The sequence below is a fragment of the Acinetobacter pittii genome (genome assembly GCF_034067285.1).
Lineage (GTDB): Bacteria > Pseudomonadota > Gammaproteobacteria > Pseudomonadales > Moraxellaceae > Acinetobacter > Acinetobacter pittii_E.
Genome location: NZ_CP139286.1, coordinates 1,497,246 through 1,521,605 on the forward strand (window position 1 = coordinate 1,497,246; position 24,360 = coordinate 1,521,605).

Genomic DNA, 24,360 nt, shown 5'->3' on the forward strand with positions numbered 1-24,360 from the left:
GGTTTAGCTAAAACAGAAAAAAAGAAGCCGTTTGTATTAAAAATAGGTTAATTTAACCGTTTTTAAACAACAGCTTCGTATAAATTACCATAGCAGAACTTTAAAGGTATATCGACGTATTTACGTAAAAAATGCTTGTTTTTAATACAAAGGATAATCCATGAATAGTATTTTAAATTTTTATATTAACCATAAAGATAATAAAGTAATTTTATAAAAGGAGTTAAATCCTCCAGATAAAAAAACCTCTATACCGGATTACGGGTATAGAGGCAAAAAAAGTGAAAGATTAATTAAAATTAGTGTCGAATTTCTTGTTCCAAGAGCGACCACAACTTTTGATGTGATTTTTTAAACATTAACATGTGCCCAATTGATTTATATCCGAGTTTAATAGGGTTTAGCTCTAGCATTTTTGTAGGTGCATTCGGATACAACTTTAATAAAGCTTCAACATTACGCTCGGTTGCAATTTCATCATCACTTGCCCAAATAGAAGTAATAGGGCAGCTAATTTCAGTATGAAAATCCTGAAAAATAGTTTTACCAATGGCGTTTTTCACATAGCCGGGATGACTACAAAATTCACGCCACTGTTGAGCGACTTTTTTAGGTAAGTTTTCTCCCATTCCAATAAATTGGGTAGCAGCATAACCTTTTAAGGCACTAGAGATCGGGAAGATAACATTAAACATCACTGGCGCTAAAAACTTGGTTTTACCCTTAAGACCTTTTACGTGGCCAGTAGAACCTGCGACTGCAACAACTTTTGCTACTTTATGGAAGTTAGGCACAATTCCTAGCAATTGCCCACCAGCACTATGGCCAAGAAGAGTAACTTGTTGTGCTTGGGTTTTTCCTAATAAAGTATCAATTGCACAAGGGATATCGAGAGTTCCCCAATCATTAATACTTGCACCACTTTGCTTTAACGGCCCATGCAATGAATCTCCAATTCCACGGAAATCAAAGCTTAATACATCATAGCCTTGTTCACTTAACCAACTAGCAAAAGAATGATAAAAGTTTTTGGTAATACCTGTGGCTGGACAAATCAACACGGGACTGGCCAGTTGTTTTGATTGAGCTGGATAAAAATGTGCAGCAAGTTGATAACCATCTTTGCAGGTCATCCAAAATGATTCAAAAGTATTATCCATAATATTTCATAGTGATAAGTTTGTAGATATCTTTAATTTACACGAGTTCTAAAATGAAACTTGATTAAAATGTGACTATGAAGTCAATAATTATGTTATACAACTCATTAAATTTGAATAAAACGAATAATTGGAAAAAAGATGTATTTACCACAGGCTGTACAGTTAGCTATTGTGTTTAGTGGCATATTTTTATGGATAGGGATGTTAACCGGAGTATGGAAATATTGGCAAATACGCCGTTCAGAATTAAGTCGTGCTCATTATTATGTAGATATCGCTCATCGAAGTAGTTTGTTATATGCAGCCGCTAGCCTAATTCTAGCTGTCTTAAGCTACTTTACTGTTTTAAATGAAAATATTACTTTGTGGTGCGTGTTTGCAAATATTCTGTTTTTTAGTTTTTCAATTTTAGTTTATATCCTACATGGCTATTTACAGGACACGACAAATCAATTTAAACGACCGCACAAGTTAGGCCGTTTTGGTTTGCCTTCATGGTTAATGTCTTTAATGATGGTAGGATTAATTGTGACTGAATTACTTGCTACGGCTATTTTAGTTATCGGAACAATTTTTTTATTTTTAGATATATAAAAATGGATGATCACTCATCCATTTTTTAAGTATTCGAGTTCTGTTGACTAAGACGTCTTTTAGCTAATTTTCGCATCTTATGGTCGACAAAGGCCCACACACAAAATATGAAAGAAACAACCATCGCATACATAAAGTATTCGGGTTTCAGATTTCCCTTAATCATACCTTGAAACAGTAAAGTCAGCATAAGAGCAAGCGGCGTTACTCCATAAACAACTGAATCTTTGCTGTTCAGAGTGTTAATGAAGACTTGTTTGTTGAAATGTAATGATAACATCTCCATCCCTCCTTGTGGTTGTGCTAAAACTGAATGTTTTAGTCAAGAATAAGTTTAATGTTGTACTTCTATTTTTAATTCAATTCAATAGTGAATAGAAAATTTTTTGAGCAGTTTTATAAAAAACTCTATGTTTATAAAAGGTTAGGGTATTAAAAAAGTAAATATTAAATATTTTTGTATAAAATACTTACTTTTTTAGAAAAGAGAAATATTTAAGTGAAAAGTGTAATAATTTCTCTTCTCTATAAGTTCAGATTAACTATTTTGTTTTTTTAAAAAGAGGTCAATGGCATGTTGGGCAATTTCTGCATCTTCAAAAGATTGAACGCCAGAAACACCAATTGCACCTAAAATTTGATCGTCATAAAGAATTGGTTTACCACCTTCTAGCATGCCTTGAGCACTCGGCATACTTAAAAAACCTAAGCGACCATTTTGCAGAAGTTCTTCATAGAATTTTGAAGGTCTACCTGATATTGAAGAACATTTTGCTTTTTCTAAACATAAATGGGAACTTAAAGGCGAAGCACCATCTAAACGTTTCATGAGTAGTAAAGAACTTGTTTCGTCAACAATAGCGATACTAACTTTAAAGTTGTGTTCAATTGCATATTTTTGAGCTTCTTCCATTAAAAACTCTGCATCTGCTAATGTTAGGTAATATTTACTTTTCATTGTTGCTCTTCTTTCCTAGTAAGCTAAAAATTATTTTAGTGTAATTTTACAGTAAAAATTGATTATATCTATAATTGTTTTGTCATTCAAATTAGTGTGGAAACAAAATGCTGGTTGGGTAAACTCAGCATTTTATTTAATATATAAAATCATGTTTGGGTAAAACTCGATTTCAAAATAGACACTAGATTAAATGTTTTTAAATTTAACTTTGTCAATCATTACGGTAATGATGAGAACAACTAAAGATGGGATCAACCAAGCTAAGTTTTGTTCGTTTAAAGGTAAGTGTTGAAGAAAATCGGGTAAATAATCACCAAAACCTGCAACCTTAAGACCGTCAATAATCCCGAAGATAAAAGCAATACTTGTTACTGAACCAACAATAAAAGAAGGCTTGTGCCAGAATTTCCAAAAGAAGCTCAGCATAATTACCACAATTGCAGGTGGGTAAATTGCGCTTAAAACAGGCACTGATACAGCAATAAGTTTGGTTAATCCAAGATTAGAAATAACGAAAGAGAAACCAACTAAAATGAATACTAAAAGTTTGTACGGTAATTTAGTTAACTGAGCAAAATACTCACCGCAAGCGCAAGTTAAGCCAATCGCTGTTACCATACATGCTAGAAAAATGAGGCCAGTTAAAAATAGCGAACCCATATTGCCGAAAGCATGTTGAACATACGCATGTAAAATTACTGCACCATTTGCTGCATTTGGTGCAACTTCATGGCTACCTAAACCTAATTTAAACAAGCTTAAATAAACTAATGTAAGTCCAGCACCTGAAATGAGACTGGCAATAATTGCATATTTAGTCACTAGCTTTTTATCGGTAACACCACGCGAGTAAATCGCTTGAATAATTACAATACCAAATACTAATGCGCCTAAAGTGTCCATGGTGAGATAACCATTTACGAAACCTTCTGAAACTGGAGAAGCAACGTAATGGTTGATTGGAGCAGGAACATAACCAGACGGAATCATGACTGCTGCAATGCCTAAAATTGCTAATGCAATAATTTTTAGCGGAGCAAGTACATGTCCAACTGTATCCAATAACTTGTTTGGATAAAGAGAAACTAGAGTTACAAATGAAAAATAAATTGCACTATAGATCAAAAGGCTACTACTTGATGTTCCAAAATAAGAAGAAAAACCAATCTCATAAGAAACAGTAGCTGTACGTGGAGTTGCAAATAAAGGGCCTACTGATAAATAACAAACTACAGTTAAAATCAGACTTGCAACTCGACCTAGAGGAGAGCTAATAATTTCAATGGAACCCTGCATACGAGAGAGTGCCATAATGGTAATTACAGGGAGACCAACTGCAGTAATCAAAAAGCCTATAGCAGCAAGCCATACATGATCACCGGCTTGTTGAGCGACAATGGGAGGAAAGATAATATTGCCAGCCCCAATAAAGAGGGCAAAGGTCATAAAACCTAAGGCAATAATATCTCCAGTACGAAGATGTTGCATAAATTAAATTTAATAAAAAAGAAGGAATTTTAGAGCAAAAGAGAGCATGATCAAGCGGTATTTTATGTGAAAAAGATTTTTTTCGGAGTATAAAAACCTTTAATAGATATCAAAAATATCAACTGGTTAAAGTATGTAGTTGAAAAACCATTGAAAGAAATGCGTAAATCATTTTTTATGTCTGACTTTTTAAAAAAATTATGCAAAAATAAAAGTATAAATTTCTATTATGAATGTTGAATATTTGGGCACTTAACGCTTCCAGCCTATCCTATATCCGTTCTAAAATATTCTAAATTAACTTACATTTTTGTAGGCATTGTAAAAATAGTGTCTACGAGGATAAAACTGAATGAGAGCTTCTACTGTTACAATAAAAACTGAACAAGATCTAGAAAAGTTGAGAGTTTCTGGACGCTTGGCTGCGCAAGTTTTAGAAATGATAGAGGCACATGTTAAACCAGGTGTATCTACTGAATATTTAGATAACCTGTGTAACGACTATATTGTAAATACTTTAAAAGTTATTCCTGCCAATGTTGGATATCATGGTTTTACTAAAACAATATGTACCTCAGTAAATGAAGTGGTTTGCCATGGAATTCCATCGCCGAATAAAATTTTAAAAGATGGCGATATTATCAATATTGATGTCGCAATTATTAAAGACGGCTACTTTGGTGACACGAGCCGTATGTATTTTGTGGGTAATGTAAATCCACAAGCAAAAAAACTTGTTGAAATAACTTATGAGGCGATGGTTGCTGGTATTCATACCGTTAAACCGGGAGCTACATTAGGTGATATCGGTTACGCTATTCAGTCAGTTGCCCATCGAGAAGGGTATAGCATTGTTCGAGAATATTGTGGCCATGGGATTGGTAAGGTTTATCATGAACAACCCAATGTTCTACATTATGGACAACGTGGCCAAGGTTTGGTTTTAAAGAAGGGAATGGTCTTTACCATTGAACCGATGATTAATGCGGGCAGACCGCAAGTGAAAGAGCTGAATGATGGGTGGACTGTCATTACCCAAGATCATTCGTTATCTGCTCAATGGGAGCATATGGTTGCTGTAACTGATACAGGCTTTGAGCTATTAACACCTTGGCCTGAAGGTGTAGGAAATTATCCTGCAATTTGAAAATAAAAAAAGTTCGATAATTATCGAACTTTTTTTATTTTAATTTATTTTAATGCTCAGAAAGATGTTCTACCAAATAATCGATAAATACTCGTACAGCAGGTAGCAACCCTCGGCGTGATGGATATACGGCATGTAATATACCGTGAGGCGCTTTCCATTCTGGTAATATTTGTACAAGTTGTCCAGATTTTAGAAAATCTTCTGCTGCGCTTTCTGGGAGTAAAGCGATACCACAGTTTTGACTCGCCAATTGCGCCAACATGTGTATGTTTGTACCCATTATGGTAGGGCTGACTTTGATTTTCTTTTGCTGATTGTCTGGTCCATGCAAAAGAAATTGCTGATCAAGGTGCTCTTCAGAAAGACTTAAAATACGGTGTTCGCTTAGCTGCTCAGGAGTTTTTATATCACCAAACTCATTTAAATAGGCCTGACTTGCAAACAGACTCTGTTCTATCAGAGCAAATTGTCTAAGAACTAAACTCGGGTCATCATCTAGTTTTGAGCGAACTCGTAGAGCAATATCAATTCCTTCATTAATAACATCTACTCGACGATTGCTGACCATAAGTTGCAAACGAATTTCTGGATATTTTTTTAGGAAAGCAGGCAAAATTTTAGGAAGTTGATTTTGAGCAACATCAACTGGAACACTAACTTTAACAACACCTCTGGGTTGAATACTTAGGTGATCAACCAGATCATGTGCGGCTTGTGCAGCATTCATCATGACTTGAGCATGTCTATAAATATCCATCCCAATATCTGTAACAGCAAAATGACGTGAACTACGTTGAATGAGGCGAACCCCTAAGTTTTCTTCTAAACTATACACGCGCCGACTTAGTTTTGATTTTGGTATATCCGTTACACGTTCAGCAGCACTAAAGCCACCATGCTCAACAACGAGAGCAAAACAATAAAAATCATCAAGATCAGTGAGCATTAAAATATCCTATTTCTGCAACACCAACGATTTTACATTATTATTTTTGCAACAATAATTCTTAAACTAAATTATTTGTAATTAATTAGCCCTCTAAATAAAAATAGAATTTTGAAATTATATTGTAATTACGTTGTAATTTTAATGTGTGTTGTTTTTAACTAGTATTCTAGCCTCTTATAGAAGTTTTAATTATTTTCTTTTACACTACAATTTTTCTCTACTCTCAAATTTCATGCCTTATCAACTGATCGAACTTAACGATGCCTCAGCGAATATTGAATGCCCACTTTGTAAACAAGCGATAATTGACTGGGCGCAAGAACAATATATTCAGCCGTGTGAACATACTTTATTTATTGCTATGGATTTAGGATTTGAATTTGTTGCTGATCGATTTGAAGATGGTATGAATCAGAATGTAGATGAATTGCATGAAGATCCGAATATGAATGTATTTGAAGCTTTAACGACAACTACTTATGAAAATCTAATTATTTTGAAGTCTGATTTAGGCGTAGAAAATTTATTTCGCTATGTTGGGGTGAGTGATCGTTAAATTCGAGAGTAATAAAAAAGCCAATCTTTTGATTGGCTTTTTTATTATTTACGCTTCTGGCGCTGCGCTGTATTGTTCAACTAATGGTTTTAATTCGCCATTTTGGAACATTTCAAGCATGATATCGCTACCGCCAATAAGTTCACCATTTACCCAAAGTTGCGGGAATGTAGGCCAGTTCGCAATTTTTGGTAATGTTGCACGAATATCAGGGTTTTCCAAAATATTTACATATGCAAATGGACGACCAATTTGACTGAGCGCCTCTACAGCACGTGCAGAGAAACCACATTGTGGAAACTGTGGAGTGCCTTTCATGTAAAGTAAAACGGGATGCTTCGCAATTTGATCGCGGATTAACGCTTCAGTATCACGTGCTTGTTCAGTCATAAATAGATCCTCAACTAATCTAGCAGCATTATAGGGGGTGTTTACATCGCTTTGCAAACCACCTGATTACTTAAAGTTGCATTGAATATTCAATATTTTATTGTATAAACCGAAGTGATAGCAAAAAGCGGACGAAATTTTAGATAAATGAATGATGAGACTTTTCATCAGAGCCAGTTTTTGCTTATATAAACCCTTCTAAAAATCTCATACAGACAGAGTTCGTCATGACTGATATTACCCTAGCCCCAATACAACCTGATCAACCATCACATTTAATGGCTACTTATGGCCGCCAAGCGATCAGTTTTGTACGAGGCCGAGGGGCATATTTATATACCGAAGATGGCACAGAGTATCTAGATGCTTTAACGGGTATTGCTGTATGTGGTTTAGGTCATGCACATCCGGTAATTGCAGAAGCGATTGCAGAACAAGCTGCAACACTTGTCCATACGAGTAACTTATTTGAGATCCCTTGGCAAACTGCTGCTGCTCAGAAGCTTGCTGAAGTTTCAGGAATGGAAGAGATCTTCTTTTCAAACAGTGGTGCTGAGTCAAATGAAGGAGCGATTAAAATTGCTCGTAAATTTGGTACTCAACAAGGCATAAGTTCACCAAAGATTATTGTGGCAGAGCAATCATTTCATGGCCGTACTTTAGCAACACTTTCAGCCACTGGTAATAAGAAAGTACAAGATGGTTTTGCTCCCTTAACTCATGATTTTATTCGTGTGCCATTTGGTGATGTAGAAGCAATTCAAGAAGCCGCTTTACAGCATCCAGATATTGTTGCGATTTTGATTGAGCCAATTCAAGGTGAAGGTGGTATTAATACAGCACCTCAAGGTTTTAGCTATCTTGAAGAAGTCCGTATCCTATGTAATCAGCATAACTGGCTAATGATGCTAGATGAAATCCAAACCGGTAATGGCCGTACAGGTAAGTATTTTGCGTATCAGCACACAAATATTGTGCCCGATGTTCTTACGACTGCGAAAGGTCTTGGTAATGGCTTTCCAGTAGGAGCGGTCATGACACAAGGTAAAGCTGTAGGTTTATTAGGACCTGGTAGTCACGGCTCTACTTACGGTGGAACTGTGTTAGGTTCTCGTGTGGTTTATACGGTAATTGATACAATCCAAAAAGAGAATGCTGTAGAAAATGCAGCTATAGTCGGTGGTTATATTGTTGATCAATTACGTGCTCAATTGGCAGATAAAAATGTACAAGTACGTGGCTTTGGGATGATGATTGGTATTCAATTACCTAAAGACTGTGCTGAGCTCGTTGCAATTGCTCGTGATCAACATAAGCTGATTATTAACGTTACAGCAGGTTCTGTAGTGCGTTTATTACCACCAATTAACATGACTCAAGCACAGGCTGATGACTTGCTAGAGCGCTTAGTCTCTTTAATTAATAACTACCTTTAAGTTTTAGTATCAATAAAAAATGGGCATATAAATGCCCATTTTTTATATAAAATAATTATCCAGAAATGTACTGTTTTAACTGCTCAATGAGGTTCTTCTGGTCTTCCATTGCAGCTTTTACTAAGTCACCAATAGAGATAAATCCAACTAATTTTTCATTGTCTAGTACAGGTAAGTGACGTAAGTGGCGGTCTGTCATGAGCTGTAAACACTCTTCAACCGTATTGTTTAGGCTTACCGTAATCACTTTTGATGTCATAATTTCAGCAACTGTGGTGCTATATGAAGAACGTTCCATCAGTGTCACTTTTCGCGTGTAGTCACGTTCAGATAAAATTCCAACAACTTTTTCGCCGTCTGCTACGACAAGTGCACCAATCCCTTTATCTGCCATGATCTTAATTGCTTCAAGGACAGTGGCTTCTGGAGAAATTGTAAAAATATCTTGCTCTGATTTGTTTTTGATTACTTGTGCAACGATTGTCATTTCTTCTGTCCTGTGTTTTATCATTTTGTTTTAAATTAGCTTGATTTTATAAAAATGCAAAGACTTGATAGTCATTCAAATATAAGTTTTGCATTCAAGCGTTCAAAAAGCATTCTATATTGATTGCTAAAAAGCTAAAGAAAAAGTTTAAGCTCCTTGCCAATGGGGATGTTTAAAAAAGAAATGATGCATTTGCTGAGTAGATAGCTTTAATTTTCTATGAGATGAATTAAACAAAGCAGGAGTGACGTTAAGTCGAGTTAAGGTGGGTAATAAAGACTCATGGAAATCTTTAGGGGTAATTCTTCTAGGTTTGTAATGTGGCCAATGCTCTTTTGCATAGCGATGTGCCTGCAATCCGTTAAGCCAAAAAGGGAAAATAAAATCTTCCTGATCTGATTTAATTGCCCATCCTTGATGAAATAAACCCCAAAGAACCCCGCAGTACATCATGGTTCTTAAAATATAAATCTTAATCATCAAGTCTCTTGAAACCGGTTGTAGATTACTTAAACTATTCATTGTGAATTTAATGGTTCTTAACTTGTCTTGCTTATTATAAAAAAATCAGATGACATTTCAGTTTAAACAGGTATCAAATCGTAAACAAATATTCCAGCTATGAAATTCTTTTCATTTACTTATAGTGTCTGAAGTTTTAAATCAATTGATAACTTTGGTTTTTTTATAGGTATAAAAACGCCACCTGAATAAGACAAAGCGATTAAAGCTTTGGTGAAGCGCAAGAAGAGATAAGTTGATAAATTTGGATTTTACAGGCGTAAAAAAACGCCACCTAAGTGACGTCTCTTTATGCTTGCATTGTGGCTAACTTTTGCCAATATTGTGCTTTAAGTGAGTCACGTTCAACACGGAAACCTTGATAATACAATTCTGCTAAAAACAGAGCGGCTTTACCGTGCCCAGCGCGAGCAACTTCTTCTAACTGTGCAACTGCATCCTGAAAATTCATTTGAGAGTGAATAGTGTTTACTGCAGTTGCGTATACATGTTCTAAATCATGATGAGAGATACGTTGAATCATATAAAACTCCTTATTGTAATTATGATTACTTTTTCTAAAGGCCAGTGCCTTTAAATTAATTTAACTTAGTATTGTTAAACTAATATTACAAATTAATGGATTTGTCAACTATTGGTGCAAACCACTTTATTCACTATTAGGATACATGATTAAACATTATTCACAAATAATTTTGAGTAAAATCAATATGAGAATAAAAGACAAGGAGAATAAAATATGACAAATACTATCGATGGCTTTGTTTTTGATACTCCACCTAGAGAGGAACAAATCATAGAACTAGCCCATTATCATCGTAAACTATTAGATGAAGCGATCTTTCATCAAGAGATCCATTTAGGGGATTATTGTCTTGCTCAGCGCAAAAGAGTATTTGATTTCGCTCGGCATTTGGAACCAGCACAAAAAAACTGGTTTTATCAAGTGTATGATGGCGAACTGAGAAAAATTGCTGATGAAGACGAGTTGCATCCAGCAGATGCAGAAGAAGGATTAAGTATCTTTGCTATGTTTTTAGTCTTGGTGATTATTGCGGCAATATTATACTTTTCTGTCATTCGTTCACTAATAAGCTAAGTATTATTATCCAGTAAGGTACGATTCTTGGCCTTACTGGATGTTTGATCTTGTGCTTATGAGTATTGAACCCTACACTACACTAATTCGAGGTAGGTCATGCTCATATTCAAACAAAATTTCCTTAAATTAAAGTCTGAGTTAAAAATTGATCAATGTTTTAACCTATTTGTGGTTATTGTCATTGGCTGTATTTTTGTGCTGTCATATTTAGCATTACTTCGGCCTATTAGTCCGAATCAATATCAACGAATTGTACAACTCTCTCATCAGGCAACTTATCCAAGAACTCAAGATATGGCTGAGTTACTCATGACTCAATCTGAAATTCATAGAGCAGAGTATTTAAAGTTAATGCATGCATACCAATTTGAAGGTGCTCATATTAAGCAATACCCAGCACTAGCCCAGGAAGATATGCAATAAATTGGTTATCGAGATAAATCTTGGTTTCCAAAGCTTTTTGAGCACTATTGTGGCAGGCAAAAGTTTGAATTTATGCTAAACTTTATCTTTTTTAACACGCTGCTTTTCAAGGAATCCGCATGGAGCAACAATCGAATATGCAAAATAAATTCTTGATAGATGCTGAGATCGGTGATGACGATGTCACATTACCTAATTTACCTGCTATCGATATTCCCATCGTTGAATCTCCTGTTAAATCACAAGAAAATATTGAAGTAGCTAAAGTTGAATTAGCTCCTTCAGAAACAGCGGTCGAACAACCAAAAACTGGTTTCTTTGGCCGAATGAAAGAGGGTTTAACCAAAACTCGTCGTAATTTCGCTGATGGTATGGTCAATATCTTGATTGGCGGAAAGGAAATTGACGATGAGTTACTTGAGGAAGTTGAAGAGCAATTACTGGTTGCAGACATTGGCGTCGAAGCAACTAAAACGATCATTACCAACTTAACAGAGCGTACAGCTCGTGGCGATTTGATCTATTCTCATTCTTTATATAAAGCCTTACAAGAAGAGCTGGTTGCTTTATTGGCTCCCCGTGTGAAACCTTTGCATATTGACCCTAATAAATCACCGTATGTAATTTTGATGGTTGGGGTAAATGGTGTTGGTAAAACTACTACTATTGGTAAGTTAGCTAAACGTTTGCAAGGGGAAGGTAAAAAAGTAATGTTGGCTGCTGGGGATACGTTCCGTGCCGCAGCGACTGAACAATTACAGATCTGGGGTGAACGTAACGATATCTCAGTAGTTGCCCAAGGCCATGGGGCTGATAGTGCTTCTGTTATTTTTGATGCTTTTGAAAGTGCTCGTGCTAAAGGAATTGACGTATTAATTGCAGATACGGCAGGTCGTTTACATAATAAGAGCAATTTAATGGAAGAGCTCAAAAAAGTTAAACGTGTTATGCAAAAAATTGATGCCACTGCACCTCATGAAATTATGTTGGTGGTAGATGCGGGTACAGGGCAAAATGCGATTAACCAAGTACAAGAGTTTGATCAAGCTGTAGGTTTAACGGGTATTACCATTACTAAGTTAGATGGAACTGCGAAAGGTGGTGTGCTCTTTAATATTGCCAGTCGTACCCATGTGCCAATTCGTTTTATTGGTGTAGGTGAAAAAATTGATGATTTAAGACCATTCTCGGCTAAATCTTTTGTTGCAGCATTATTTGAAACTGATAAGTAAATTGTTTATTAATCTTAAAAAGCTTCACTAAATCGTGAAGCTTTTTTTATATCTATATCTTTTTTTATTGTTGCGAAAATAAAACGAACTGTCATATTTTTAATGCTGATTATAAAAAATGACTTTAATACACTGTATTCATTCCCAAACAACGACTCTTGGTCAACCAATAGATAGGAAATAACAAAATGTCTACTTTCTTAGATAAAATTAAAAACCGTCGTACTATTTATGCAATTGGTAAAAATGTTGCATTAGATCGCACAAAAATTGAAGAAACAATTCGTGAAGCGGTTAAACATAGTCCTTCATCATTCAACTCACAATCTTCACGTGTTGTGACTCTATATGGTGAGTCACATGCTAAATTTTGGAATTTAGTTCGTGAAGCATTACGTAAAATTGTTCCTGCAGATTCTTTTGCGGGCACAAATGCAAAAATTGATAGCTTTGTTGCTGGTGTTGGTACGGTTTTATTTTATGAAGACCAAGCTGTGGTTAAAAGCTTACAAGAGCAATTCGAATTATATGCAGACAACTTCCCAGTATGGTCTGAACACTCAAGTGCGATTGCTCAATTTGCAACTTGGACTGCGCTTTCAGAGCTTGGTTTAGGTGCATCTTTACAGCACTATAACCCGATTGTTGATGCAGATGCAGCTGAAGCTTTTGATGTTCCAACAAATTGGAAACTACGTGCTCAACTAGTATTTGGTTCGGTTGAAGCACCAGCAGGCGAAAAAGCATTTATTAATGATGCTGATCGTTTCAAAACTTTTAATTAATTGAAAGTTAAAAAAAGCACCTATTTAGGTGCTTTTTTATTTTTTTAGAATGAGTAGGTAGGTTAACCAAATTGAAAACTAATAAAATGCAGGTAGATATTTCAAAATAAAAAAACAAGAAATTAGCCTATCACTGTACTGTCATAAAATAGTCACAATCATATTGCATATTGCTCATGATTTAATAGCTTATCAAACACAGAGAAAGAGACAGATGACTTTAAGATTAGGTGTTGCTGCAATTGGTTTATTACTCAGCGGTTCGGTATTTTCAGCAGTTACAATTACAGCACCAGAGGAAATTGTAATCCTTGCGGTGAATGGTCAGGAAGTCAACTCTGGATTATTTCGTTCATCTAAAAATAATTATAAAGTTGATGCAGGGGAAACGAGCTTAAGTGTGCGCTATCAAGAATACTTTGAGCATTTAAATGGTGAACATGACATTATTAAATCTGGAGTAGTTACGATTCGAACTCCAGCACTCCAAGATGGGCAAACTTATAAGCTTGCAATGGTAGATGCACCAAAACAATTTGAACAAGCTAAGAAATATGCGGAGCAGCCAACAGTGGCTTTGTATAGTGCAAATAATGAATTAATCGTAAAACAAACTGGTGCAAACAATGAGGCAAAACCTTGGTTTGCAACGGGTTTATTAGGTAAGGTTACTGACTTTACGACTAAATCATCAAAATCACAGCCTGAGGCAGTGTATGCATCTGCTAAACCTATTGCTACACAGGTTGCTGTTCTAGTTCCCACGTCTATGCCAGTAGCGGGTGTAGCACAAACGAATGATCAACGTTTAGTTGAAACTTGGCAGAAAGCTTCTAAAGCTGAGCGTCAAAAATTTATGGCGTGGTTAGCTGAACAATCGAATTAATTTAATATTAGTACCCATTACATTAGTTGAAATGAAAAAGGACCTCAGATGAGGTCCTTTTGGATTTAGGTTAGAAACCAGATGTAATAACCTAGAAACATGAGAGGCCAAGCCACCCATGGGCTAAATAGCCATTTCCATAACCAGAAGTTGGGTACGAAACCCACTCCATAAATAAAGCCACCAGAAATACCAATCATCACCAGCATAAGCTGGCTATGATTGTAGTGTCCATTAGCATCTAGCATGAGTGAAGGATAAACCAACAAAATTGCAGCAAGAGGCAATGCCAACAGAAAAGAAAGGGCCATTGCAAATGCTTGAGCTTTTCGATGATTTGATGCTGTCATTGCGTTTGCCATCATTTATTCCTCATCTAAATTTTGATGGTGTTCGATATACAGCGCGCTGAGTACACCCGCAAAACATGCCATCAAAATGCCTAGGATCCATGCGAAATACCACATAGTTTTCTCCTTAATACAAGCTATGCGAGTTTGACTCGATATGTTTGTTAGTGATGACTCCCCACATTTTGTAATAAGACCAACTGGTATAGATCAAAATGAGAGGAACAAAAAGGCAGGCAGCGACAGTCATAACGCCTAAAGTCAGATGACTTGAGACAGCATCCCACATCGTCAAACTGGAGTTAGGGTTGATACTAGAGGGAAGCAGAAATGGAAATAGAGCAAAGCCAGCAGTTAAAATTGCTCCTACAATCATTAAACTTGTGCCAGTAAAACCTAAACCTGCTTTTGCTTTTGAAGATGCAAAAATTGCAATAATTGCACCTAATATGGCAATAACTGGAGCAACTTTAGTCATTGGATAGGTGCTGTAATTGTTCATCCAACCCGGGTTACCATTGGTAATTACTTCTTTAGCTAAGGGGTTAAGCGCAGCATTTGGATCTATGGCAACAGCATAGCTATAACCGGGCACTTGTCCAAAATAGAGCCATGCTCCAATCACAAGGAAGCAAATTAAAAATACAATTGCCATAATTTGAGTGGCTTTGGCAGAGCGTTGTTTTAAAGCTTCATCTGTACGCAACATGAGCCATGCACCACCATGTGCACAAAGCATAGATAGACTCACAACTCCGCAAACTAAGGCAAATGGGTTGAGAAGCGCAAAAAAGCTACCTGAATATTCAGAGCGTAATGTGCTATCTAAACTAAAAGGAATGCCTAAGAACAAATTACCAAATGCCACACCAAATACAAGCGCTGGAACGGCACCGCCAATGCAAAGCCCCCAATCCCAAGAATTACGCCACTTGGTATTGTCTAGTTTAGAACGATAATCGAAGCCGACTGGTCTTAGGAAGAGTGCGAATAAAACCAACAACAGTGCCCAGTACATACCAGAGAAGGCAACGGAATAGACCATTGGCCACGCAGCAAATAGTGCACCACCTGCGGTGATAAACCAGACCTGATTACCATCCCAATGCGGGGCAATGGTATTGATTGCAGCACGGCGCTCGCTATCAGTTTTTCCAACGAAAGGCATAAGAGCCATAGAACCCATATCGAAGCCATCAGTTAGAGCAAAGCCGATCAGTAGTACGCCAACTAATACCCACCAAATGATTTTTAATAATTCATATTCAATCATGATAAGGCCTCCCCATTAACAGCTGCTTTCGATTCTTGCTTTTCAAAATGATATTTGCCAGTGTGCAGGGAACTTGGCCCTAAACGAGCAAATTTGATCATTAAATACATTTCAATAATTAAAAGAGCGGTATAGAACGCTGCTAAAGCAAGGATTGAACCCCATACATCTCCAGTACTTAAACTAGAAGTAGAGAGATGAGTTGGTAAAATCTCACCAATGGACCATGGTTGACGGCCACCTTCAGCTACATACCAACCAGTTTGTGCAGCAATCCAAGGAAGCGGCAGCGCAAACAATGCGTATTTAAGTAACCAAGGTTTGTTTTCAGCATTTCTTTTGGCTACCGCCCAAGTTGCTAAAATGAAAAGTAATAGCATTAAAAAGCCAGAGGCAACCATTGCGCGGAAAGAGAAAAATAGTGCTGTAACATTTGGAACTGTATCTTTTACAGCGGCTTTAATATTTTGCTCACTTGCATCAACTACATTGGGTGCATATTTCTTAAGAAGTAGGCCATAACCTAAATCTTTTTGATTTTTTTCAAAAGAAGCCAATAACTCTGGTGAGCGATCACCTGCACGCAACTTTTCAAGGTCGGCATAGGCAAGCATACCGTTGCGAATACGAACTTCATGTTGTTGCATGAGATCTTTAAGGCCAGTAACTTCTTTAGTTGTTGAACGAGTTGCAATTAAACCTAACGCATATGGAATTTTAACTGCGTAATCTGTCCGCATTTCTTCATGGTTTGGGACACCAAATAAAGTAAATGGAGCAGGAGCAGGGTGAGTATCCCATTCGGCTTCAATCGCAGCGAGTTTAGTTTTTTGAACATCTCCTAACTCGTAGCCAGATTCATCGCCTAACAAAATTACTGAAAGTGTAGATGCAAGACCGAAAATTGCAGCAATTGCAAATGAACGACGCGCGAATGGTAGATCGCGTTTCTTAAGTAAGTAATAACTTGAGATAGCCAGTACAAAAATTGCACCAGTTACATAACCCGCAGATACAGTGTGGACAAATTTCACTTGAGCTACTGGGTTAAAGATAAGCGCGCCGAAATCAACTAATTCCATACGCATCGTTTCAAAGTTAAATGCAGCACCTACCGGGTTTTGCATCCATCCATTAGCCACTAAAATCCAAAGCGCTGACATATTAGAACCTAGAGCGACTAACCATGTTACGCCTAGATGCTGAACCTTACTTAAACGATCCCATCCAAAAAAGAATAACCCAATAAATGTAGACTCAAGGAAGAATGCCATAAGGCCTTCAATTGCTAATGGTGCACCAAAAATATCACCTACATAATGTGAGTAATAAGCCCAGTTTGTTCCAAACTGAAACTCCATTGTTAAACCAGTGGTTACCCCTAAAGCAAAGTTAATACCAAATAATTTTCCCCAAAATTTAGTCATATCCTTGTAAATTTCTTTACCCGAAATGACATAGGTGGTTTCCATAATGGCAAGGATAAATGCCAAACCTAAAGTTAAAGGGACGAAAAGAAAGTGATACATTGCGGTCATCGCAAATTGAAACCGCGAAAGATCAACCACGCTTTCAGAAATCATCAACGTGTCTCCTTAATGTGGGAAATGTTATCGCCAGCAATATGCTCGGCGACCTGATTGTCAAAATTTTTGGGGATGGTGGGAGCATCAAACCAAATATGTTTAATCGTTAAAAGAAGCACTATTTTTATTATTAGAATAATAGTGATTTCTTTAATTAAACGGCTGTTAAGTTTTTTAAAATTAAGGCTCATAAATTAAACCTCATTTGATATTAATTTTATTATTAAATAAAATATAATAAAAATAAACATTAAATATATTTTAAATAAATATTTAAATAATTAAATTAAATAAAACAATGGCTTAATATTTGAAAATAAATACTTTACTAAAATAGTTTGAATTAATTATTAATTCCTACTAAAACACTTATAAATAAATTTTTTAAGTTGATTAAAATAGTTTGTTTTAAATTAATACCAACTAAAATGGTCTTGTATAATATTTGTAAATTTTATTTCAAACTAAATTAGTCAGGATAGTAAATAATTAATTAAAAAGGAAAATAATAAAATGCAGGCGTAATAAACCTGGCAAAAAATAATAAGGAAATAGAAAGTTGATTAGGGATTAATCGGGTGCAAAAAGATCGTTTGATACAGAAATTTTCTTAGCCACATAATGACTTTTATGGACTCTAACAAGAATCACCTGAGAGTATAGTTCGAGTTCGCCATACTCTGGTTCGACTTGAACGTAATGGAGCTGTCCAAATTCATCACGGACACGGGCTTGGGCAGAGAATCCAGGTCTGGCATTGCCGCTGGAAATCGTCGCTAATCGCCCTAAAAGATTATAGTTGGTATGGGTGAGCTTTGGTTTAATCACTTGGTCCAGACAGTGAATCATGAACACGGTAAAAAAGATGGCGATGACAAGCGCTGGGACGATTAAATAAAATGGTGTAATAAAATAATGCTGTATAGCAAAGAAAGAAAGCTGTAAAAAATAACCAGCAAAACTAAAATTGATGAGTAGAAAAACGAAAATTAAAGCTTTAGAAAATTTAACGTTAAGTAGTGGTGAGTTAGAAAGCCAAACAGGCGCAATTTTTTTGAGTAATTGACTTGGACGAAGTCCAATATACATACCAATGGTTTCTACCACGCTGAGTAATATCAAAGCCACTACACTTAGGTGAAATGGCATAAGATAATAATTGAAAAAGAAATCAGCCATGGCAGAAACTCTAATGTTGATCGCTTCAGTCTACGATGTAGATACCGCCATCTGAATGTACTTTAATCTCAACTTTATTTAAAAAATCACCTAAACATGGACCTGAGATACATTCACCTGTTTCCACAGTAAATAAAGCACCATGGGTAGAACATTGGATGTATTCTTGGTCTTGATCAAGAAATTGATTTTCTAAATATTCAAGCTCTGTTTGCAAGTGAGGGCATAAGTTTTGATAAGCATAGAATGCGCCGTCACGTTGCGTAATGAAAATAGTCGTTCCTTGTAGAGTGTCAAAAGCTCTAGCTTCACGCTCAGGAACTTCTTCCGTCATACAGATCCTTTCCATTTCAAGCACATTCCTTCTGAAAATTTTCAAGAAGTTTAGCATAATCATTAATCGCTAAACGTGGACCAAATTGAGAAACAACTTCACTCGAAATTAACACGGCTAACTGTGCAGCAGCATTCAAATCTTGATGATGATTTAGGGCATAAAGGAATGCGCCTGCAAATGCATCGCCAGCACCATTGGTATCAACTGCTTCTACGTGGCGACCTGCAACATGGAAATGTTGCGTAGGGCTAGAAACTAAAGCACCTTTAGCACTTTGTGTAATCACTACTGTATGATTTTTAAAACGTAATTGAGCAAGAGCATCTTCTACAGAAGTAGTATTTGTATACATTAAGGCTTCTTGTTCATTACAAAACAGTAAATCTACACCATCATCCATGAGTTCTTCTAAGCCCTCGCGAGCGTATTGAACCATTGCAGGATCTGAAAGAGATAAAGCAATTTTAACACCATTTGCTTTTGCAATTTCTCTCGCTTGTTTTACAGCTTTACGCGCTGTTTCACTTGTAGAGAGATAACCTTCAATATAAAGCCATTTTGATGTTTTTAATGGTTCAAAGTCGATTTGATCTTGAGAGAGTTCAGCAGTGATACCTAAATAGGTGTGCATGGTACGTTCAGAGTCAGGACTAATGAGTACCATGCAAGTACCTGTCACGCCTTCACTGATCGATTTTGGAGTAGTCTGGATCCCAGCTTCATTTAGACCTTGTAGATAAATTGAACCTAAATCATCATTACCAACACGGCAACCATAAAAAGCGCTTCCGCCTAATGCACTAAAGGCCACAGTTGTGTTTGCCGCTGAGCCGCCACTCGCTTGACCTTTGTAGTCTTGATGCTGTTTCAACTCTGCATAAAGAGCAGATTGAGTGTCACCATCGGACAACTGCATTGTGCCTTTTTGCAAGCCTTGCTGATTAAGAAAATCATCAGACACTTTAAATTCTTGGTCGATTAATGCATTACCAATTGCAAAAAGATCTACAGTTGCCATATGTGTTGTCACAAATAAAAAAATCAGGTAGGTAAGTTTACACCATTGCTTGGATTTGCTGTAGTTTGTTGAATAAAATTCAGTTAAATCAAAAATTAGTGGAAAGATATTGTTGTTAGAAGATTCTTTATATTAGAGAAATAAAATTAATAAGCTTTTTTATTCAATATCTATCTCATTCATAGAATTAAAAGCTTTTGTTCTGTTAGGATAAAACATCGATAGCTATGTGCTTGATATCAAAGCCGTGCTAACGAAAACTAATACTCAACAAAAACATAGTATTTTACTTGGCTTTTGTTCGCCAATCTCAAGCTGACTCAGGCTATAATGAGATTTATTGACTTATCCGATATGTTAGGAGATCACATGACTGTAGATGTCACTGAAACCATTTCTCAAACTGTTCACCCTGCGTTTCAGTTGCTACGTCAGCACCATGTTGAAGCATTAGATATTTTAGTGTCTGAATATAAGCATAAAGTCACAGGTGCGGTGCATTATCACTTGGCAACTGATTATGATGAAAATGTATTTCTTGTTGCTTTTAGAACACAACCTATGGACTCTAAAGGTACGGCACATATTTTAGAACATACGGCTTTGTGTGGATCTGAAAAGTTTCCGGTACGTGATCCATTCTTTTTAATGATTCGTCGTTCTTTAAATACATTCATGAACGCATTTACAGCGGCAGATTGGACTGCATATCCATTTGCTACTCAAAACAAAAAAGATTTCCAAAATTTACTTTCTGTTTATCTTGATGCGGCATTTGCTGCAAACTTGAATCCACTTGATTTTGCTCAAGAAGGTATTCGTATTGAACTTGAAAATGGACAACCTGTTTATAAAGGTGTTGTTTTTAATGAAATGAAAGGTGCGATGAGTGCGCCGTCTGACCAACTTTATCATCAGTTGGCTCATCATTTATTCCCTGAAACAACCTATCATTACAACTCAGGTGGTGACCCTAAAGATATTCCTGACCTAACTTATGAACAGTTAGTCGATTTTTATAAAGTACATTACCACCCAAGTAATGCTGTGTTTATGACCTTTGGTAATCAAACGGCATATGAGCTGCAAGAGCAATTTGAAAAACTAGCTCTACATAAGTTTTCTGCGGGTACAACTTTATATTCTAAGCCTGAAAAACGTTTAGCAGCGCCAATTGAAGTAATAGAGAACTATGGTGTTGATAGCGATGATTTAAAAGATAAGACTTATCATGTTTTATCTTGGTTATTACCCGAAGCAAATGACATTAAATTGCGTTTAGGAATGCGTTTAGTAGAAGGGATTTTATTAGAAAATTCAGCTTCACCTCTACGTCATTACTTAGAAACTTGTGGTTACGCTCAATCAACAGGTCCATTAATGGGCGTGGACGACAGTAATTTTGAAATGACTTTCTACTGTGGCGTTCAAGGCTCAAATCCTGAACATGCACAAAGCTTTAGAGAGGGTGTTTTAAATATTCTGCGTGATGTTGCTGCAAAACCAATTGACAGTAATTTAGTCGATGCAATTTTGCATCAGATTGAGTTGCATCAACGTGAAATTAATGGTGATGGTACACCATATGGTTTAAGTCTAATTTTAAATGGTTTAAGTGGTGCGATTCACCATAGTGATCCAATCCAAATTTGGGATGTCGACAGCGCAATTGCACAGGTTAAAGAAGAGTTGAAGGACCCAATGTGGTTATCAAATCTGATTCAAACGCACTTGCTTGACAATCCTCATCGTGTACAGATGACTTTAGTTCCAGACCCAACCAAGTCTGTAAAAGAGCAAGAAGCGGAAAAAGCACGCTTAGCAGCTATTGGTGAAAAACTAACAGACGCTGATAAGGCTGAAATTATTGCTAAGACCAAGGCTCTAGAAGAACGTCAGGATACGCCTGATAACCTTGAGTTATTACCGAAAGTAGGTTTGGAAGACGTACCGGCTGACTTGCATATTGTGCAGGGCCAGTTACGCGAAATTATTTGTAATCGTATGGATACACCGCTGAACTTGTACCATGCGGGTACGAACGGTATTTATTATCAACAAGTACTTATTCAGATTCCTGAAGATATTGTGAAGTCACCTTACTTTAATTTGCTTTCTATTTTAATGGGTGAAGTAGGTGCAGGTGAGTATGACTATCTTGAACTGCAAAACTTACAAACAGCTGTAAGTGGTGGTTTAGGAATGGGTGCTTCATTACGTAGTAAAGTTGATGATAAAGATAAAATTAGTGCTTGGTTAACGTTAACGACCAAATCTTTGACTCAGAAATTTGATGCAATTCATTTATTAAAATTAGCATTTGAACAGCTTCGATTTGATGAAAAAGAGCGAATTATTGAGTTATTACAACAACGTAAGACACGTTGGCAATCTCGTTTATCTGGAGCGGGCCATAGTTATGCAATGCAAATCGCATCGCGCAATATGAGTGCTTTGGCTCAACGTGACTATCAAAATACTGGTTTAGGCGCTTTGAACTGGTTAGGCGAACTTGTCGCTAAGATTACTCAAGATGATGCCGCTTATGACGAATTAATTGCGGAATTAAAACGTATTCATAGTAAGTTGTTGCAAGCTCCTAAACAGTTCTTACTTGTCTGTGAAGAACATCAATCTGAACGTTTGGTTGAAGAAATCCAGAATGTTTGGGATAAATTGAACGTTGATACAGCTACAGCTGAGTTAACTCAAGTAGAACAAGCTAATGATAATAATCATGAAGCATGGTTAATTCAGGCAAACGTTCAATTCTGTGCGTCTGCATATCAAGCCGTAGAAGTGTCGCATCCAGATGCAGCGCCATTAATGGTCTTGGCAGCTTATTTACGTAACGGATTCTTGCACAGTGCTATTCGTGAAAAAGGTGGTGCTTATGGTGGCGGCGCTAGTTATGATGGAAATGCGTGTTCATTCCGTTTCTTTAGCTACCGTGACCCACGTTTAGCAGAAACTTTTAAAGACTTTGAAGCAAGCGTGCAATGGTTATTAAATACAGAGCAACAACCTCATCAGCTTGAAGAAGCGATTCTTGGTTTAGTGGCAAGTATGGATAAACCAGGTTCTCCGGCAGGTGAAGCGATTACGGCATGTTATGCACTGTTGCATGCGAGAACACCAGCTTTCCGCCGTACTTTGCGTGAAAGATTGTTGCATGTGACATTAGACGATTTACAACGCGTTGCTCGTCAATATTTAATTGAGCAAACTCCTGTAAAAGCTGTAGTTGCACCATTTGCAAAACGCGATGAATTGCAGCAATTAGGTTTTACCATTCAACAAGTGAATTAAAATAAAAATTGGAGATGAACATGGCGTTCAGACAATTTGAACGCACATCTTTACAGCTAAGCATAGTAACTGTGCTTAGCTGTTTATGTGCGTCTGTGACATATGCTGACACCTTGGCACCTGTAACCCCCGCGACAGTAGATGCATGTGTTGCTCTTGCTTCGAATGCCGATCGTCTGGCTTGTTATGACTCTGTATTTAAACCGTCAGCTTTACCAGTTATTCAAGCTGCGGCAGTACCAGAGCCTGCTAAAAAAATTGATGCACCTACTGTTCCATCTGAAACCTTTAAAGAAAAGGTGGTAGATACAGTGAGTAATATCAAAATAATTGGTAAAGCACCGAAAATTGAACCTACTACTTCTTTGTTAGATCAACGTTGGGAGTTGTCTGAAAAAAGTAAACTAGGGGTTTGGAATATTCGTGCTTATCAACCCGTCTATTTACTACCTGTATTCTGGACCAGTGACAAAAATGAGTTGCCACATAGTCCAAACCCAAATAATACGGTAACAGAAGATCAAAATCTGAAATCAACAGAAAGTAAATTTCAGATTTCTTTGAAAACCAAAGCTTGGGAAAATATTTTTGGCAATAATGGCGATTTGTGGCTAGGGTATACGCAATCTTCACGTTGGCAGACTTTCAATGCTGATGAGTCTCGTCCATTCCGTGAAACAAACTATGAACCAGAAGCAAGTTTAATGTTTAGAACAAACTATGAATTACTTGGTTTAGATGGGCGTTTGCTGGGGGTGACCTTAAACCATCAGTCAAATGGTCGCTCAGACCCACTATCTCGTAGCTGGAACCGTGTAATCTTTAACGTTGGATTAGAGCGCGGTAACTTTGCTTTAATGCTTCGTCCATGGATTCGTCTTGAAGAAGATAGTAAAGATGATAATAACCCTGATATTGAAGATTACATCGGTCGTGGTGATTTAACAGCATTTTATAAGTGGAAGCAGAATGATTTCTCTTTAATGCTCCGTCATTCATTGAAAGGTGGTGATGACTCTCATGGCGCTGTTCAATTTGATTGGGCTTTCCCAATCAGTGGAAAGTTACGCGGCCATTTCCAATTATTTAATGGTTATGGTGAAAGCTTGATTGATTATAACCATCGAGCGACTTATGCCGGTTTGGGGGTGTCACTCTTAAATTGGTACTAAGATTCTATAAAA

The 24,360-nt window shown here is 36.8% G+C and carries 28 protein-coding genes; 11 read left to right on the plus strand and 17 right to left on the minus strand.

All coding sequences use genetic code 11. The annotated features are described in order from the left end of the window. Window positions 1-299: 299 nt before the first annotated feature. On the minus strand, window positions 300-1,160 hold the full coding sequence (locus SOI81_RS07060; protein ID WP_320541453.1) for an alpha/beta fold hydrolase: 861 nt from the start codon (window positions 1,158-1,160) through the stop codon (window positions 300-302). Window positions 1,161-1,301: 141 nt separating this feature from the next. On the opposite strand from SOI81_RS07060, the gene SOI81_RS07065 reads away from it, so the two are divergent. Then, the gene (locus SOI81_RS07065; RefSeq protein WP_320541454.1) at window positions 1,302-1,757 is read left to right on the plus strand and encodes a hypothetical protein; all 456 of its coding nucleotides are present in this window, start codon (window positions 1,302-1,304) and stop codon (window positions 1,755-1,757) included. 25 nt (window positions 1,758-1,782) lie between these two features. Here the strand turns inward: SOI81_RS07065 and SOI81_RS07070 are convergent, their stop codons facing one another. The 3 genes from SOI81_RS07070 to brnQ all read right to left on the minus strand — a co-directional run bounded on the left by SOI81_RS07070 (window position 1,783) and on the right by brnQ (window position 4,206). Beyond that, window positions 1,783-2,037, minus strand: a complete 255-nt coding sequence (locus SOI81_RS07070; protein ID WP_005068965.1) for a hypothetical protein — start codon at window positions 2,035-2,037, stop codon at window positions 1,783-1,785. Between the two features lie 258 nt (window positions 2,038-2,295). Next, window positions 2,296-2,715, minus strand: a complete 420-nt coding sequence (locus tag SOI81_RS07075) for a GlcG/HbpS family heme-binding protein (RefSeq protein ID WP_224991208.1) — start codon at window positions 2,713-2,715, stop codon at window positions 2,296-2,298. 189 nt (window positions 2,716-2,904) lie between these two features. Beyond that, on the minus strand, window positions 2,905-4,206 hold the full coding sequence (gene brnQ / locus SOI81_RS07080; RefSeq protein WP_032053926.1) for a branched-chain amino acid transport system II carrier protein: 1,302 nt from the start codon (window positions 4,204-4,206) through the stop codon (window positions 2,905-2,907). 352 nt (window positions 4,207-4,558) lie between these two features. Between brnQ and map the strand changes: the two genes are divergently transcribed. Beyond that, complete coding sequence (map, locus tag SOI81_RS07085) at window positions 4,559-5,353, plus strand: type I methionyl aminopeptidase (protein ID WP_320541455.1); 795 nt, start codon at window positions 4,559-4,561, stop codon at window positions 5,351-5,353. Between the two features lie 49 nt (window positions 5,354-5,402). Here the strand turns inward: map and ltrA are convergent, their stop codons facing one another. After that, window positions 5,403-6,302, minus strand: a complete 900-nt coding sequence (gene ltrA / locus SOI81_RS07090) for a LysR family transcriptional regulator (protein ID WP_016140766.1) — start codon at window positions 6,300-6,302, stop codon at window positions 5,403-5,405. Between the two features lie 235 nt (window positions 6,303-6,537). Between ltrA and SOI81_RS07095 the strand changes: the two genes are divergently transcribed. Continuing rightward, entirely contained in the window at window positions 6,538-6,861 is a 324-nt protein-coding gene (locus SOI81_RS07095; protein ID WP_224991205.1) for a hypothetical protein, read from the plus strand. 48 nt (window positions 6,862-6,909) lie between these two features. Here SOI81_RS07095 and grxD read toward each other — a convergent pair whose 3' ends face one another. Continuing rightward, complete coding sequence (grxD, locus tag SOI81_RS07100; protein WP_002120913.1) at window positions 6,910-7,251, minus strand: Grx4 family monothiol glutaredoxin; 342 nt, start codon at window positions 7,249-7,251, stop codon at window positions 6,910-6,912. A gap of 227 nt (window positions 7,252-7,478) precedes the next feature. On the opposite strand from grxD, the gene argD reads away from it, so the two are divergent. Continuing rightward, on the plus strand, window positions 7,479-8,687 hold the full coding sequence (argD, locus tag SOI81_RS07105; RefSeq protein WP_239976938.1) for an aspartate aminotransferase family protein: 1,209 nt from the start codon (window positions 7,479-7,481) through the stop codon (window positions 8,685-8,687). Between the two features lie 55 nt (window positions 8,688-8,742). Here argD and SOI81_RS07110 read toward each other — a convergent pair whose 3' ends face one another. The 3 genes from SOI81_RS07110 to SOI81_RS07120 form a co-directional block, all read right to left on the minus strand. Further along, entirely contained in the window at window positions 8,743-9,174 is a 432-nt protein-coding gene (locus SOI81_RS07110) for a CBS domain-containing protein (RefSeq protein WP_206239357.1), read from the minus strand. Between the two features lie 147 nt (window positions 9,175-9,321). Beyond that, on the minus strand, window positions 9,322-9,696 hold the full coding sequence (locus SOI81_RS07115; RefSeq protein ID WP_025470290.1) for a DUF2750 domain-containing protein: 375 nt from the start codon (window positions 9,694-9,696) through the stop codon (window positions 9,322-9,324). Window positions 9,697-9,985: 289 nt separating this feature from the next. Then, on the minus strand, window positions 9,986-10,219 hold the full coding sequence (locus tag SOI81_RS07120) for a hypothetical protein (RefSeq protein WP_002121063.1): 234 nt from the start codon (window positions 10,217-10,219) through the stop codon (window positions 9,986-9,988). Between the two features lie 216 nt (window positions 10,220-10,435). Between SOI81_RS07120 and SOI81_RS07125 the strand changes: the two genes are divergently transcribed. The 5 genes from SOI81_RS07125 (at window position 10,436) to SOI81_RS07145 (ending at window position 14,124) form a co-directional block, all read left to right on the plus strand. Continuing rightward, window positions 10,436-10,795, plus strand: a complete 360-nt coding sequence (locus SOI81_RS07125) for a hypothetical protein (protein WP_002120892.1) — start codon at window positions 10,436-10,438, stop codon at window positions 10,793-10,795. 99 nt (window positions 10,796-10,894) lie between these two features. Next, entirely contained in the window at window positions 10,895-11,221 is a 327-nt protein-coding gene (locus tag SOI81_RS07130) for a hypothetical protein (protein ID WP_016140772.1), read from the plus strand. Between the two features lie 119 nt (window positions 11,222-11,340). Then, entirely contained in the window at window positions 11,341-12,453 is a 1,113-nt protein-coding gene (gene ftsY, locus SOI81_RS07135; RefSeq protein ID WP_320541456.1) for a signal recognition particle-docking protein FtsY, read from the plus strand. A 188-nt stretch (window positions 12,454-12,641) separates the two neighbouring features. Beyond that, a complete protein-coding gene (locus tag SOI81_RS07140) occupies window positions 12,642-13,238 on the plus strand; it encodes a nitroreductase family protein (RefSeq protein WP_320541457.1) in 597 nt (198 codons plus the stop codon). 214 nt (window positions 13,239-13,452) lie between these two features. Next, a complete protein-coding gene (locus SOI81_RS07145; protein WP_239976935.1) occupies window positions 13,453-14,124 on the plus strand; it encodes a DUF2057 domain-containing protein in 672 nt (223 codons plus the stop codon). 65 nt (window positions 14,125-14,189) lie between these two features. Here the strand turns inward: SOI81_RS07145 and SOI81_RS07150 are convergent, their stop codons facing one another. The 8 genes from SOI81_RS07150 to SOI81_RS07185 all read right to left on the minus strand — a co-directional run bounded on the left by SOI81_RS07150 (window position 14,190) and on the right by SOI81_RS07185 (window position 19,867). Beyond that, the gene (locus SOI81_RS07150; RefSeq protein WP_239976933.1) at window positions 14,190-14,489 is read right to left on the minus strand and encodes a cyd operon YbgE family protein; all 300 of its coding nucleotides are present in this window, start codon (window positions 14,487-14,489) and stop codon (window positions 14,190-14,192) included. After that, on the minus strand, window positions 14,490-14,591 hold the full coding sequence (cydX, locus tag SOI81_RS07155) for a cytochrome bd-I oxidase subunit CydX (protein WP_000270276.1): 102 nt from the start codon (window positions 14,589-14,591) through the stop codon (window positions 14,490-14,492). A gap of 10 nt (window positions 14,592-14,601) precedes the next feature. Beyond that, on the minus strand, window positions 14,602-15,747 hold the full coding sequence (cydB, locus tag SOI81_RS07160) for a cytochrome d ubiquinol oxidase subunit II (protein ID WP_016140777.1): 1,146 nt from the start codon (window positions 15,745-15,747) through the stop codon (window positions 14,602-14,604). Then, the gene (gene cydA / locus SOI81_RS07165; RefSeq protein WP_016140778.1) at window positions 15,744-17,330 is read right to left on the minus strand and encodes a cytochrome ubiquinol oxidase subunit I; all 1,587 of its coding nucleotides are present in this window, start codon (window positions 17,328-17,330) and stop codon (window positions 15,744-15,746) included. The genes cydB and cydA overlap by 4 nt, the downstream gene beginning before the upstream one ends. After that, window positions 17,330-17,524, minus strand: a complete 195-nt coding sequence (gene cydP / locus SOI81_RS07170; protein WP_016140779.1) for a cytochrome oxidase putative small subunit CydP — start codon at window positions 17,522-17,524, stop codon at window positions 17,330-17,332. The genes cydA and cydP overlap by 1 nt, the downstream gene beginning before the upstream one ends. A 379-nt stretch (window positions 17,525-17,903) precedes the next feature. Next, window positions 17,904-18,512, minus strand: coding sequence for an OB-fold-containig protein (locus SOI81_RS07175; protein ID WP_016140780.1), 609 nt, complete (start codon window positions 18,510-18,512; stop codon window positions 17,904-17,906). Window positions 18,513-18,537: 25 nt separating this feature from the next. Further along, complete coding sequence (locus SOI81_RS07180) at window positions 18,538-18,846, minus strand: Rieske (2Fe-2S) protein (protein WP_002121079.1); 309 nt, start codon at window positions 18,844-18,846, stop codon at window positions 18,538-18,540. 16 nt (window positions 18,847-18,862) lie between these two features. Next, window positions 18,863-19,867, minus strand: coding sequence for an adenosine kinase (locus SOI81_RS07185; RefSeq protein ID WP_016140781.1), 1,005 nt, complete (start codon window positions 19,865-19,867; stop codon window positions 18,863-18,865). Window positions 19,868-20,236: 369 nt separating this feature from the next. Here SOI81_RS07185 and SOI81_RS07190 point away from each other — a divergent pair, with 369 nt between their 5' ends. Next, on the plus strand, window positions 20,237-23,176 hold the full coding sequence (locus SOI81_RS07190; RefSeq protein ID WP_239976619.1) for an insulinase family protein: 2,940 nt from the start codon (window positions 20,237-20,239) through the stop codon (window positions 23,174-23,176). A gap of 20 nt (window positions 23,177-23,196) precedes the next feature. Further along, a complete protein-coding gene (gene pldA, locus SOI81_RS07195) occupies window positions 23,197-24,348 on the plus strand; it encodes a phospholipase A (RefSeq protein ID WP_262456572.1) in 1,152 nt (383 codons plus the stop codon). Window positions 24,349-24,360: the final 12 nt, after the last annotated feature.